Source organism: Evansella sp. AB-P1 (assembly GCF_029688925.1).
Classification (GTDB): Bacteria; Bacillota; Bacilli; order Bacillales; family Salisediminibacteriaceae; genus Evansella.
Map to the genome: position 1 here is coordinate 84381 of NZ_JARUKY010000003.1, position 13622 is coordinate 98002.

General features: G+C 36.9%; 14 protein-coding genes. 4 read left to right on the top strand and 10 right to left on the bottom strand.

Annotation, left to right across the window (positions count from 1 at the left end):
• The first annotated feature begins 9 nt into the window (after positions 1–9).
• The 4 genes from asnB (at position 10) to QA612_RS04075 (ending at position 4534) form a co-directional block, all read left to right on the top strand.
• Entirely contained in the window at positions 10–1959 is a 1950-nt protein-coding gene (gene asnB, locus QA612_RS04060; protein ID WP_278282482.1) for an asparagine synthase (glutamine-hydrolyzing), read from the top strand.
• A 958-nt stretch (positions 1960–2917) separates the two neighbouring features.
• Entirely contained in the window at positions 2918–3622 is a 705-nt protein-coding gene (locus tag QA612_RS04065; protein WP_278282483.1) for a transposase, read from the top strand.
• Between the two features lie 132 nt (positions 3623–3754).
• Positions 3755–4237, top strand: coding sequence for a single-stranded DNA-binding protein (locus QA612_RS04070; RefSeq protein ID WP_278282484.1), 483 nt, complete (start codon positions 3755–3757; stop codon positions 4235–4237).
• Between the two features lie 66 nt (positions 4238–4303).
• On the top strand, positions 4304–4534 hold the full coding sequence (locus QA612_RS04075) for a hypothetical protein (RefSeq protein ID WP_278282485.1): 231 nt from the start codon (positions 4304–4306) through the stop codon (positions 4532–4534).
• A 73-nt stretch (positions 4535–4607) separates the two neighbouring features.
• Here the strand turns inward: QA612_RS04075 and QA612_RS04080 are convergent, their stop codons facing one another.
• The 10 genes from QA612_RS04080 to QA612_RS04125 form a co-directional block, all read right to left on the bottom strand.
• A complete protein-coding gene (locus QA612_RS04080) occupies positions 4608–5045 on the bottom strand; it encodes a DUF8042 domain-containing protein (protein WP_278282486.1) in 438 nt (145 codons plus the stop codon).
• Between the two features lie 156 nt (positions 5046–5201).
• Complete coding sequence (gene fliS / locus QA612_RS04085; RefSeq protein ID WP_278282487.1) at positions 5202–5609, bottom strand: flagellar export chaperone FliS; 408 nt, start codon at positions 5607–5609, stop codon at positions 5202–5204.
• A 141-nt stretch (positions 5610–5750) separates the two neighbouring features.
• Positions 5751–6140 carry a flagellar protein FlaG gene (locus tag QA612_RS04090; RefSeq protein ID WP_278282488.1) on the bottom strand — a complete coding sequence of 130 codons (390 nt, stop codon included), beginning with the start codon at positions 6138–6140 and terminating at the stop codon, positions 5751–5753.
• Between the two features lie 136 nt (positions 6141–6276).
• Positions 6277–6633, bottom strand: a complete 357-nt coding sequence (fliT, locus tag QA612_RS04095; RefSeq protein WP_278282489.1) for a flagellar protein FliT — start codon at positions 6631–6633, stop codon at positions 6277–6279.
• A 51-nt stretch (positions 6634–6684) separates the two neighbouring features.
• Positions 6685–8676, bottom strand: a complete 1992-nt coding sequence (gene fliD / locus QA612_RS04100; RefSeq protein ID WP_278282490.1) for a flagellar filament capping protein FliD — start codon at positions 8674–8676, stop codon at positions 6685–6687.
• Positions 8677–8855: 179 nt separating this feature from the next.
• On the bottom strand, positions 8856–10415 hold the full coding sequence (locus tag QA612_RS04105; protein WP_278282491.1) for a flagellar hook-associated protein 2: 1560 nt from the start codon (positions 10413–10415) through the stop codon (positions 8856–8858).
• A gap of 232 nt (positions 10416–10647) precedes the next feature.
• Complete coding sequence (locus QA612_RS04110; protein WP_278282492.1) at positions 10648–11019, bottom strand: DUF8042 domain-containing protein; 372 nt, start codon at positions 11017–11019, stop codon at positions 10648–10650.
• 19 nt (positions 11020–11038) lie between these two features.
• Positions 11039–11734, bottom strand: a complete 696-nt coding sequence (locus tag QA612_RS04115) for a phosphocholine cytidylyltransferase family protein (RefSeq protein WP_278282493.1) — start codon at positions 11732–11734, stop codon at positions 11039–11041.
• 27 nt (positions 11735–11761) lie between these two features.
• The gene (locus QA612_RS04120) at positions 11762–12817 is read right to left on the bottom strand and encodes a pyridoxal-phosphate-dependent aminotransferase family protein (RefSeq protein WP_278282494.1); all 1056 of its coding nucleotides are present in this window, start codon (positions 12815–12817) and stop codon (positions 11762–11764) included.
• A 7-nt stretch (positions 12818–12824) separates the two neighbouring features.
• Positions 12825–13592 carry a LicD family protein gene (locus tag QA612_RS04125; RefSeq protein ID WP_278282495.1) on the bottom strand — a complete coding sequence of 256 codons (768 nt, stop codon included), beginning with the start codon at positions 13590–13592 and terminating at the stop codon, positions 12825–12827.
• Positions 13593–13622 lie beyond the last annotated feature (30 nt).

Below are 13622 nucleotides of genomic sequence, written 5' to 3' on the forward strand. Positions count from 1 at the left end.
GCTTGACCTATGTGTGGATTTATTGGAATTGTTTCAAGCCACGAAAATACGATTGATAGCCTACCGTTAGAGGAGATGATGGACATTATCTCCCACCGCGGCCCTGATGATGCTGGCATGTTTGAGGACACCTATATTCGATTAGGCTTTCGTCGATTAAGCATCGTTGACCTTGAAGGTGGTCATCAGCCTATGAAATATGGCAATCACCACCGGTTTACGATCGTTTTTAACGGGGAGATATACAACGCCCCTGAGCTCCGAACAGTGCTTAAGAAAAATGGCGCTACCTTTACGACAGAATCAGATACAGAGGTAATACTAGCTGCATATGACCAGTATGGAGAAAGGTGTGTCGATCATTTAAAAGGAATGTTTTCTTTTCTTATTTGGGATCGAGAAGAAGAACTCCTTTTTGGTGCCCGCGATCCCTTTGGCATAAAACCACTGTTTTACCGAAAATTAAGGAATGGTACGATCGTTTTTGCTTCTGAAAAAAAGTCTTTATTTTTCCTAAATGATCCAACTTATATTGACGGAAAAGGGGCATTCCATTACTTAACATTTCAATATATACCAGAACCACACACAGCAACAGCTGACATCGAAAAGCTCCCACCAGGTCATTCGTTCCATTGGCAGCCCAATTCCACTAACGAGTTAAAAATAGAAGCCTACTGGGAGCCAGAGTTTCTACGAAAAGACGATCCTATGAATAAAAAGCCTAACATTTTCGTTAGATTGTTTAAGAAGAAAAAGCTCCAGACCTATAAAAACTACATGCTTTCTGATATAAAAAGTTCCTTAACCGAATCAGTAAAACGGCATATGCGTTCTGATGTTCCCGTGGGCGCCTTCTTATCTGGTGGAATCGATTCCTCCGCCATTGTAGCCATAGCCCGACAATTTCATCCGAATTTAAACACCTTTACAGCGGAATTTGAACGGAAAGGTTTTAGTGAAGGGGATATTGCGGCAGAAACTGCAGAATCGTTAAATGTGAACCATATCCGGGTAAAAATCTCCCCAGAGGAAGTCATGAAAGAGTTTCCGAAAATCGTTTGGCATATGGATGAACCTGTTGCAGACCCTGCTGCCATTCCCCTTTATTTTGTCAGTCAAGAAGCGAGTCGTCACGTAAAGGTCGTCCTATCTGGGGAAGGGGCAGATGAGCTCTTTGGTGGATATAACATTTATCGTGAACCTCAATCCTTACAAATGTTTAACTACATCCCTGGACCATTGAAGAGTGCTTTTAAAGGATTAGCCCAACAATTACCGGCAAAAATAAAGGGGAGAAGCTTCTTCATTCGTGGTTGTACTCCTATACAAGACCGATTTGTAGGGAATGCAAAGATCTTTTTAGATCATGAAAAGGAGCATATCTTCATCCCAGGTTCCAATGAATGGAAAACAGATCATATTATGCATGAGTTATACGATAAAATTAACCATTATGATGACGTGACAAAAATGCAGTATGTGGATCTACACACATGGCTTCGTGGGGACATTTTGGTAAAAGCAGACAAAATGACAATGGCCCATTCACTGGAGCTACGAGTTCCATTTTTGGACCGCGATGTCTTTCATGTGGCATCCCGTCTTCCAGTTTACGGAAAGGTTCATCGTCATCAAACGAAGGTATGGCTAAGAGAAGCTGTTGCTGATGTGGTTCCTCAGGAAATATTGCATCGAAAAAAACTCGGCTTCCCTGTCCCTATTCGCCATTGGCTAAAAGATGACATGTACGAATGGGTACGAGGATGGATTCTTGAAAGTAATACAGACCATCTCTTCAATAAAAAAAGCTGCCTACAGTTACTAGAAGATCACCGAAAAGGAAAATACGATGGAAGTCGAAAAATATGGACTATACTCACCTACATGATCTGGCACCACTCCTACATGGAAAACAACCAAACAGAAAAAGAACAATACCGCATGTACATCGGCTAACCAAAAACAATAAAAGACACAAAATTGTGCGGGACATGGTTCCGCACAATTTTATTACTACTAATTTGTGACAAGTTTGTGAACAGTGATAAATTCTCTTGCCATTTTCAAAATTTCCAATAAAATGAAATTAAGTTCTATTTTTTACATTTTTTTCTATTATTGTGAACGGTTACACATACTACTACTTCTTTACTAGGTTGATTCGTTAGCTTTAAACTTAAATATGTTTAAGTAACACTTCCACATCTAGAAGTTTCCCCACACTTTCTCACATACTCACAAACACCCTTCCTTGACCAGGCATCTCGCTTACACCTTTACACCTTTTTACAATAACGACATGTAGTATAAAGATCAAAATGTAAGCCCTTTCTTACTATCGTTGCCCCGAAATAATATACCCCATTAACCTCTACTATGGATAGAATGCTGCACCACCTTCCATTCATTTCAAGTATAGGTGCTACTTATTGCCCCTCTCTCAGAGAGGATGTGGTATAGAATTTCTATACATATACATAGTTTTACCTTCGCAATAAGTAGCCTAAATTGAAGTGTGAGGACACCCACACAGTTTTCTTACCTTACATAACCAGTATCATCCTCACACTTCCCATCAAATTTCAATAAAAAATAGCTTTCGTCATAGCATAAAAACGAAAATATTACCTTTCTATACACTTGTAACATATATCTACAAACCTAATACACTACAATCATTTACTTAAAAACTACTAATTCATCCATTTGTTGATGCCTGTTTAATTCGAAGACGAAAGCAAACCAGTCCTCTTCTAATCTCCTTCAACATTCCCCTGCTCTATACAGTGAGACTATCTCAAATTGTTCTAGAGCCCAGTTAATCCCACAATAGGAGTATCCACTTACAACTGCTTTTTCTCCCAATTAAACAGCTTCTATATAAATAAATGAAAGAAAGGAGGAAATGCCACTTATGCCTTCCATAAAAAAGAAATGGTATCCAGGAGCCATCTACCATGTCACGAGCAGAGGAAACCGGAGATCCCCTTTATTTTTAGAGGAAAAGGATTTTCTAAAATTCATCTCCATACTAGACGACACGTTTCAATGGACCCCCTACAACCTCCATGCTTATTGCCTCATGACTAACCATTACCATCTATTAATCGGCACGAAATCAGATCCCTTACAAAAGCTCATGCACGCAATAAACGGCTCCTACGCTATATGGTTTAACAAGAAATATCACTTATCTGGACACGTATTTGAAAACCGCTACACGAGACACCCAGTCCCTTCTGACTACGCTTTCATGACAACAAGTGCTTACATTCATAACAACCCTCGGGCAGCAAAACTAATGGAGGACCCCATCCACTATCCTTGGAGCAGCTATTCCCTATACTGCCATCCCGAAATTCAACTAGGGACCTTTGCAATTACGTCACCAATCATAAAAGAAAATACAGTGGACAAAAAACATTTATTCCGCCTTCAACCACAACCATGGGAGTGGAATAAAATAGCTCCCTCAACAATCGCTACCCGTTCCCCACCGAAAGCATTTACAAGAGAACGAATACGTCAGCTATTTCCAACACCACTTCATCTCTATTATTCCAATTACGTAGAAAGAGAATGGAAACTAAAGCAGCTACAAAAAAGCAATCATACATGATTATTTTTGGCTGTGGTAAAAAAATGGTGAGGTTGTTGAATTTTGAGTTTTACGGATGCTGCGATAGATTTTGGTTGCTAATAGCAATAATTTAACTTTAATTTTATTTAAAAAACCAAGGAGTGATTCAACTTGTTAAATCAAGTGATGCTAATAGGAAGAATTGTACGAGACCCAGTAGTGAATACAACGAAAGAAGGCACAGCATATTGCCGGATAAACCTTGCCGTCAGACGATCTTTTAAAAACAGCGAGGGGAACTACGATACAGATTTTATTGATTGTACCGCTTGGAAAAAGCTAGCTGAAACAGCAGGAGATTATTGCACAAAAGGCTCTCTCGTCTGCATTACTGGACGAATTCAAATGAGAAACTATGAAACTGCTGAAAATAAACGAATGACCGTCTCTGAAATCATCGCAGAAAACATTACATTCCTCCACCTAAAAAGAATGACACAACAAAACGATGAAGTCCCAATTCCAAGTGCCACCGCAAGTAACCAAGGAGCAGCACCTGCAAACGGAGTTAGTTCAAGCTTCGGTAATGCCGCTACTACAGAAACTAATGAGAATCACCCACCCGCTTCAAATGGAGTAGTAGCTAACAATTAAATACCCATTTTTTGTTAAAAAGTATTAATTAATAGATGTAGAAAAAGGAGGAGGTCCGTATCAAGCATGAACGAAATGGATTTATTAAAAGTCATTATCCACAAGCTTGTACAAATCGAAAGAAATATGATCAAGCGGGAGGATATAACCGAATTAATACACCACTTAGAATCCCCAGAGGAACAAGTCGAACTCATTCAAGAAGCACTCATGGAGCTCAAAATGAGTGTTGAACAGAAGCACATTGAAAACATTAACTCCGACGAACTACTCCTTCGATCCATCCGCCAAACATGAATTCCACCACATGCTACAAAATTCCCACCACCACCTCATCAAGACACAAAATAGACACGAACCAGGTTCGTGTCTATTTTGTGTCGTCCTTTAATTCCACTAGCTTCACTTCCACCACTTGCTTCCACTTCTGTAAGGAAGGCTGCAACGTTTCGTGTAAAAATGGTAATCTATCAGACTCCCCATCAAACGTCTCCTCAACCTTCAGAGCTTCCTTCACAGACTCTTGAAATTTAGTCAATCGCTTCATCCCTAATTCATCCGACCCAAATATCGAAACAATCGTCATATTTTCCACATTATAAGGAACTAACCCCTTCATTACCTCGTTCAGCAATCGATCACCAATATCCAAATCCCCGTTCATATAGCATTCACTAACGAACTGTAACGTCTTCTCCACTTCCCCCAACAGATCACTATAATTATGTAAAAACTGCTTCTGTGCATCAGTCAATTTTCCCGTCATAAGCCAATCGCCCCTATTCACAATCCAATAGTCCACTACCACAAATTAAGCCTCTCCTCGAACCAAAACAAAAAGGAATGCAACTTACACATCCCTTTATCCGTTCAATACTATTCACTTATTTATCGTAACGAACTCCCGAGAAAAAATCCAGCATAAATGAGTTCATTAAAAATAATTGACTAACAGAATTCTAATCTAAGATCTAGATCCAACACCAGCCCCATGACGACGCTGTCTATCAACCTTAATAACTTCCTTCCACGTATCACGGAATTCAACCACAAACTGCTCTGCTTCCGCTAATGCTTTCTTATCATTGTTCGTATTAGCATCAATCAAGCGACTTAAAATAAAATCATACATCTGCATCATATTATTCGCTACGGCCACATCCGTTTTCAATGTCACCATCAACTCACGAATAATATTTTGTGCTTTAATTAAATTTGTATTTTTGTCCTCAATTTTTTTCTCATCTATTGCTTTCTCCGCACGCTTAATAAATTTCAAGCATCCATCATAAAGCATTAACGTCAGCTCGCCTGGAGATTTCGTCTCTACTGTATTTTGCTTATATTTTGCATATGGATTATTTACTGCCACAAGAACAACTTCCTCTCTATTCAAATAATCGCTATTCTACATCTATACTACAACTACACTATACATATCGACCAAAATTCACATATATTAATAGAAAAAACAAAAGAACTTCGTTTTTTCACCAAGTTCTTTTGTTTTAACTTAGATCTTCTCGTCAATAATAATTCCCGCAAACTCAAGCATTGAAGAAATCATATCCAGAAACTCCTTAGGAGGAATTTCCTTCACAACCTCATCTGTTGTCTGATCAATAACCTTAACCATTGTTCGATCAAGGACTTCATGCTGCTCAAATTTTAAAGATGTATGGCGGAATACACTCAAATCATTCATCGCCTCCACAGCATTATCCAAATCCTCTACAGACCATTCTTTTGACTTCACTCGAGACTCGTGTTCCATTAACCTCGAAGATGTGTCTACACTTCCTTGTCCATCCACACTACTTCGATCCTGAGTAGGGCTTCGTTCCGCCTTCACCTGCGCAAACAAATCCCCCACCGACATAGATCCCAATGATTTCACTTCCATGTGTATCACTCCCACTCCCAAACTATGTCTAACACTTCTTATATCGGCATTTTACATAATATTTTTACTTCATTTGTAAAAAATAGAATAAAGAACTATTCAACCTTACGACTTCGTCAAACACCAAAATACAATTCTATTTTTTCGAATCAAAAAACACGCCGTCTGCAGTTGGACCATCATACGGGTTTTCATATTTCAATCCCGTTTGCTTTCGTTTCTTTAATGAATTTATATCCATCCTGATGACACCAAACGCAGCATTCATTCTCACATTCACGATTTTATTCATCTCTAAGATTTCTTGGGCTAACATGACCTCTTCTTCACCATTTGGCCGATCTAGCTGTTGCATTAAGCTTTCACGCATCCCTAGCAGCTTTTCAATCTTCTCAATATATTCCTCACGCCCTTCATCCTTAGGAAATTCTAAGATAAGGTGATCGTGTAACTCCTTCGTTATTTCATGTACTTCCTTTAATACTGATGCCATACTTAGCCTCCATCAATCCATCTTCAATTAATATAAATTTACCTTCAAAAATTAAAACTGCCCGCCAAACATTTGAGCAAAGAACATTTCTGCCTGAGCATTCGATTGTGCCACTGCTTTCTCCATCGCATTGAATTGCGACCAGTATCGCTGTTCCACTTTCACCATTCTTCTTTCAAAATTGGAGATACGATCATCTAAATTGTTCAATTCACGTCCTAATGTAAATTGGTGATTTATGTTACGACCTCTCATCCCACCTGCTCGTTGGGATATTTGATCAATCAACCCATTGGCACTTTCTCGAACACGGCGAGCAACTCCTTTATCCCCATTCGTACTTCCATCACCTGCAAAAATTTGAAAAACAGCATCTGCATCGTTTAGAATCGCTTCCCGAAGTTTATCTTCATTTATCTCAAGCTTACCACCATCACGAAAATTAGAAGAAGTAGTAATCCCAATTGCAGACAAATGATTATAATTCGACTCAAAACCAACATTCACAGGCGTATACATGTCCATTCGAAAACGATCAAAACCACTGCGGAGAATTCGATCGTTACGTAACATTCCACTCATGGCCTTCTCTTCCCAACGTTCTATTTCACGATCAGACATTGCATCTCGCTGATCATCTGTTAATGGCCTGAAATCTCGATGGAAATCTTCACGGAGCTTTCCATTCACCATTTCTACAAGCTCATTGTATTCGTCAACAAAACCTTTTATCCTTTCCATTATGGCATCAGCATCTGTAGAAGCACCAATGGTAATCGTGTTCGTTCCTGCTTCGAATGTACCTTGAAGTGTCATAGTCACACCATTCATTGTAAATGTATTCGAACGCCTTTCTGTTTCAAGGCCATTTATTGTAAATTTTGCATTTTGTCCACCACGTTCATTTTCGGCATTTAATTTTAGTCCATTTTCGAAAAAACCTCCGGAGAATACCATCTCACCACCGGTTGTAAAGTTCCCAGTCTCCGTCCGAATAATGGAGATTTTATCAGCATGCTCGTCGTAAAAAACATTAACCCCTGTCTTTGAAGCATTCATTTGACGTACCACTTCATTCAATGTTTGATCACCTGTAAAAACAAAGGTGTCCTTAACAGCATTTCCAGCTTCATTGAAGGTGGTTAAACTGGATGTTGTATAATTTTGCTTATAGGTCACAGACACTTCTCCTTCTGTTCCTTCAGCAAAACGCATAGCACCCGTTTGATAATTAACAAACACTTGTCCCTCAGTCAACTCTGCATTTGGATCTGTAACGACAGTTAATGCAGTACCATCAACCGATACTTGAACCTCATGCAACCCTCTTTTCCCTAAGGTTTTCGTCAACTTTCCATCCTCTAATTCAAAGACTTCTGTCGCATCATCTGAAAAGAAGGTTACATCTACCTTGTCCTTTGCTCGAAGATCTCTCCCGAATTGTAGCGTGCCATCCTCGTTTACTCTCACTTGATTTCCTTCCAATTCTCCAGTCGTGGACGTAACGACATCAAATGCAACACCATTCACTTTCACAATGGCATTAGCAGGATCAACAATTCCACCTTCAACGTTCATTGTTGATGTTTGAGTTGCAACTGTTAACTCCTTTTTATGAACAACCCCTTGCTGCCAGAATCCCTCATCTTGAAAGCTTTGCGTCTGCATGGCTTTCGTTGCATCAATTTTTTCTCCTGAGGAAATTCTTTCAGCACTAGCATTTGATGCAGCAGTTGCTAATCTTTCAACCTCGGTAATCCGAAAGGTACCTGCATTGGCATTTGATGTAGCTGTCGCTGTGACGAGTTGCGTATTTGAACTCGTTGCTTTTTGAGCAGTCATTAACGAACGACGTAGAACTGAATCAAATATATTTGTACGAAACTTATCCAGCTTTAAATTTATTGCACGGTATTCCTCCATGCGCCATTCAATAATCTGCTGATCTTGCTTCATTCTATCCATAGGCATCCGTTCAGCCCGCATCAAATCCTGTACCATCTGGTTTATATCCATCCCAGTTGCAAATCCCGAAAGTCTCATCCTTCATCATTCCTTATCCTATATTCTATTGTCATTTCAAGTTCTCTCAGTTTTCATCTATTATCTATATCGGAATAAAATCTTTAATTGTTAACAGAATGTCATTTAAAATACGGATATTTTCTATTTTTTTATAAATTAAAACAGATGCACAATTTAATCTTGTGCATCTGTACATTCTACATTTGTGGACCTAGCCCGCTAAGTTGGGACATTAGCATTTCTGCTTGAGAATTAGCTTGTGCCATTGCTTGCTCCATGGCATTAAATTGTGCCCAATACCGCTGTTCTACTTGCTGCATACGACGTTCAAAATTTGATATTCGTTCTTCCCCTTGGTCTAACTGTCTACCTATCGTGAATTGTTGGTTCGAAGCCATTTCTGAACGACCAGCTCTTTCAGAAATCATTTCAATTTGTCCAGATAAAGTGTTACGCAAACGACGTGCAATCCCTTGCTCCTCGTATGTCTCTCCATCTGCAGCAAACAATTGATAAACGGATTCTGGATCCTCTTCAATAGCGTTTCGTAATTGCTCCTCATCCACTTCTAGTCGTCCTCGATCTTGATAATTACTTGTTGTTGTAATTCCAATGTCCGTGATCAACGAAATACTTTGGTTAAAATCACCAGAGTCTACCGTTCCGTAAAAATCTTGACGCATATTATTTAATGCACCTGTCAATAATCGATCATTACGTACTAGCCCGCTATGTGCCCGTTCCTCCCACAATTCTATTTCGCTTTCGGACATTTCCCTACGCTGCTCATCTGTTAATGGGGCATAATCGCGAAAGTACTCCTCCGACACCTTTCCATTCACCATATTAATCATGTCATTATAATCATTAATAAAACCCATAACATTATCAAATATTTCATCTGTATCATTTGATACCGTTAACGTAACAGGAGCAGTAAATTCATTTTTTAGGGAAACTTGAAGGCCATTCACTTGAAAATCGTTACTTCGACGATGGGTTGTTAGTCCATTTAAATTGAATTCCGCATTCTGTGCCACTATTTCATTGTCCTCAGATAGCTTCAAGTTGTCAGTCAAAAAGCTCCCATTAAACGCCATTTCATGTGTCACTTCACCCTCTACCTCTGGCACATTGTAAATCCCCGTCTCTGTTCGTGCCATTGAAACTTGACCACTTTGAGCATCATAAAAGGCTTGAACACCTAGTTCTGAGTTATTAATATCTGATAAAACATCGTTTAATGACGCCTCCTCATCAAAGGTGAAAGCAACATTAATTGCTTCTCCATTCTCATCATACGTTGTCATATCAAATACAATTTCCTGCTCAGCATTTCTTTCAATACCACCTGCAAAAAATTCTTCTTGTTCAGATAAATTCCCATTAGGATCAAAGTCACTTTTGTTTTCTACGATTGCTTCCTCACTAAAATTATAAGCCGCCGTCGCAAGCTGCTCCACATTTGAAATAGTATACGTACCATTATCGGAACCTGCATTCGCAGTTGCACTGACTAACGCTTCATTTGTCGACACCACTTGTTTAGCATCCATATTTGAACGACGCATAATCGTATCAAACGTATTCGTTCGAAAATCCATGAACGCACGATTAACCTCACGATATTCCCCCATCTTTAACACTAACTCATTCTGATCCTGTTCCATCTTCTGCAAAGGCATCCGTTCCGCCTGCATCAAATCCGACACCATCTGGTTAATATCCATACCAGATGCAAAACCAGTTAATCTCATCTAATCACCATCCTAAAAGGAGAAGACTCCAACATTTTTTGTATAAATCAATATAAAGCAAAAAACAGAAAAAAGCGTCTACTGCCCGCTCTTTTCTGTTTTCATTCATACAATATCTTCTACTATTCTTATCGGAAGAAATATTAAAATGTTTAGCCTTCTTGATTATATCGATGAAAACACCAACTTAAATATGTTTGTGGGTCAGAGGAGAAAGGTATTAATACTAGTTTCAAGTTAACATGAAATCATTAAAATCTTTTTTAATTATTACTTTGAGTCGTTGGAATTCAACTTTTAATTGATTTTCAACGATTGATTTTGCTTCGTCAAAACTATTATTATCAAACGAATTTGTCAGGTCTCTGAAACTCTGTTCAATAGTTACCTGTAAAAGTTCTACTTCTTCGATATCCTCTATGAAAACATCTACGACTTTGAGTGCATTTTTCACTGAAACATACCCCATTAATGTATCTTCGATCATTTGTATTGCAGCAGAAAAATCCTCTTTATAAAGAATTTCCTCAGTATATTCAATTCCTTCATTTATCGTATCAAGTAATGCTATTGATCGAGCCATCACATCTCTCTGATTACTCATATCCAACCTCCTTATTAATTCAGTATTTTATCATAAAATGTTGAACTAATTTGTTATAGTCACTAATTGTATCTATCTCTCCCCAATAGTTATTAGCTATATCACTTACATGGATTACTCCCCCATTATCAGATAATTCATATAAGATATCTTCCCACCATCTATCATGTTTTTGTTCATTAATCATTTCATCTAATTTATTTTGAATTTCTTTTTTTTGTTCTTTCTTTATTTTTGCTATTCCTATGTACTCTCCAGTTCTTTCCGATATCGGAAGATCTTTTCCATAAGATAAAAGTTCATCATATTGATTATGCTTTATAAAAAAATCCCCATGATATTTGTTCCGAGTATCAATAAACAAAGTTGGACTTCGCTTCTCGTTTAATATTAGATCAAGTGTTTCTTGTTCTATGTAAACATCTGCATTCATTAGAATAATATCTTCGTTACCCCAGCTTTGCTTTAAAAACCAAAAAGAAGCAATACTATTTGTAACATCATAAAAAGGATTAATTTCAAAATTAATTTTATACTTTTCAATTATTTGAATAATTTTTTCATGTTTATAACCTAAAACTATGCTAATATCTATCTCATTTTTTTTAAAAAGTTGGATTGTACGTTCAATCAATGGAACTTCTCCTACTGGTAAAGTACATTTAGGCATTTCTCCAATATTATTTCTTATGCGTGTGCCGCGACCTGCTGCCATTAACATTACTCTCATATAAAAACCCTTTCATATCTTATTTAAAAAATCAATTAGAGAATCATAATCATCTGTATTTAATGCACCTAAATGGCCAACTCTCAATAATTTTTGTCTTAATTCTCCACCAGAAGGCGTTAAGTAAATTTCTTGTTCTTTTATTAGATTATTAAATACATCTCTCGCATTATTTTCTTTAAAAATTAGTGGTGTTAAAGCATTAGAAAGTGGATAGTTTGGAATTTCAATAGTCTCAGATGCTAGTTTAGCTCTAAAATATGAACTCAACTCTTCAATTCCAGCAAGATATTTCTCAAGTCCAATCCTCTCAATATTTTCAAGTTTTCTCTCTAATTGTAATATTATTCCGACTGCTGGTGTATATGGGGTTTGTCCTCTATCCATGTCTGAAAAATAGTTAACTAAATTTAAATAATACATTTTCTTTTTTTTGTTTGAGCAAACATGATTATAAGCATCTTCATTCATTACTACAAAGGATAAACCTGGTGGTAGAGCTAAGCTTTTCTGAGAACTTAAAATGGTAACATCAATATTAAAGTTATCCATTTCATAAGGATCAACTAGAAATGAACTAATAGCATCGCAAACAACATATATATTATATTTTTTACAGTATTCTGTTATCTCCTTTATTGGATAAAGTTGGCCTGTTGATGTTTCGTGAATATTAATTAATAATCCGCTGTATGCAGATAACTCCAATTCTTTAAGTAAAGAAATATCAAAAGTTTCACCAAAAGGAACCTGTATTTCATCATAAGGAATTCCATAGATATCACATATTTCAACAAAACGATTCCCGAAGGTTCCGCCATTAATAATAATTAACCTGTCATTATTATTAAACATATTAATTACTGCAGCCTCCATAGCTGCTGTTCCGGATGCCGTTAAAATAGCTAATTTAGAAGCCGGACTTGTCTTTAGCAATTTATTTAAAGAAATGTTTATTTTCTTCATAATTCCAGAAAAATCACTTGTTCTAAAATAAGGTAACTTTTCACTTCCTATTGCAACAATATCTTGCTCCATTTCAACTGGTCCAAGTGTAAATAATTTCATTCATCATTCAACCTTTCATCAGACATTTAACGAAGTGTTTTTTTCTTTCACTTTCTTCTGGAAGTTTCATATAGTCTCCATATAGGTCAATTAATATTTCTTCATAATTATTAGGCGCTGGAAATCGATACCCTCTAATTTCTAACTCAACAAATGGAAATACGGCATCCTGTTTATATGTTCCACCTAAGATTCTGTCACTAATAACAAGCTCTTTTTTTGGAATCAAGTATTCAATTAACCAGTAAATAATTTGTGTACACTTATAAGGAATAGTCGGTATAAAACGCAAAAAATAGTTAGAATGTTTTAGTTGGTTTTTTTTTCTTTTATAATCTAATTTTCTTAATAACGTATAATTCAAACGATTAAGTTTACTGATTTTATCCATTTTGAAAAAATCAATAAATAAACCATTGTATTCAAAGACAATTGGATCAAAATTAAATTGATCAAATGTATTATCAATAATGATAGTTTTTTTATCTATTAAACGCATATCGATATCCCATTCCAAAGGGAACTCATATTTATTAAATAAGCGATACTTTTCACTTAATTTATTCTTAACTATTTCCATGGCATCGTCGAAACACGATTCATGAATATGGATGTCAATATCATCATCCCAAGGAATAAAATCTTTGTGCCTTACCGCTCCTAGAAGAGTTCCAAATGAAATGGAATATAGAATGTTATTTTCTTCAAATAATGTTGTTACTTCAAGTAACATCTGAAGTAACCTTTCTTGTATTTCTTCAATTGATAATTCCATATAATGATCCCTCATGAATTAAAAATGATG

What these genes read in the sequence shown, in the direction of transcription:
- asnB (WP_278282482.1), top strand. Translation starts at nt 10, where the DNA reads ATGTGTGGATTTATTGGAATTGTTTCAAGCCACGAAAATACGATTGAT.
- QA612_RS04065 (WP_278282483.1), top strand. Translation starts at nt 2,918, where the DNA reads ATGCCTTCCATAAAAAAGAAATGGTATCCAGGAGCCATCTACCATGTC.
- QA612_RS04075 (WP_278282485.1), top strand. Translation starts at nt 4,304, where the DNA reads ATGAACGAAATGGATTTATTAAAAGTCATTATCCACAAGCTTGTACAA.
- QA612_RS04090 (WP_278282488.1), bottom strand. Translation starts at nt 6,140, where the DNA reads ATGGAAGTGAAATCATTGGGATCTATGTCGGTGGGGGATTTGTTTGCG.
- fliT (WP_278282489.1), bottom strand. Translation starts at nt 6,633, where the DNA reads ATGGCATCAGTATTAAAGGAAGTACATGAAATAACGAAGGAGTTACAC.
- fliD (WP_278282490.1), bottom strand. Translation starts at nt 8,676, where the DNA reads ATGAGACTTTCGGGATTTGCAACTGGGATGGATATAAACCAGATGGTA.
- QA612_RS04105 (WP_278282491.1), bottom strand. Translation starts at nt 10,415, where the DNA reads ATGAGATTAACTGGTTTTGCATCTGGTATGGATATTAACCAGATGGTG.
- QA612_RS04110 (WP_278282492.1), bottom strand. Translation starts at nt 11,019, where the DNA reads ATGAGTAATCAGAGAGATGTGATGGCTCGATCAATAGCATTACTTGAT.
- QA612_RS04115 (WP_278282493.1), bottom strand. Translation starts at nt 11,734, where the DNA reads ATGGCAGCAGGTCGCGGCACACGCATAAGAAATAATATTGGAGAAATG.
- QA612_RS04120 (WP_278282494.1), bottom strand. Translation starts at nt 12,817, where the DNA reads ATGAAATTATTTACACTTGGACCAGTTGAAATGGAGCAAGATATTGTT.
- QA612_RS04125 (WP_278282495.1), bottom strand. Translation starts at nt 13,592, where the DNA reads ATGGAATTATCAATTGAAGAAATACAAGAAAGGTTACTTCAGATGTTA.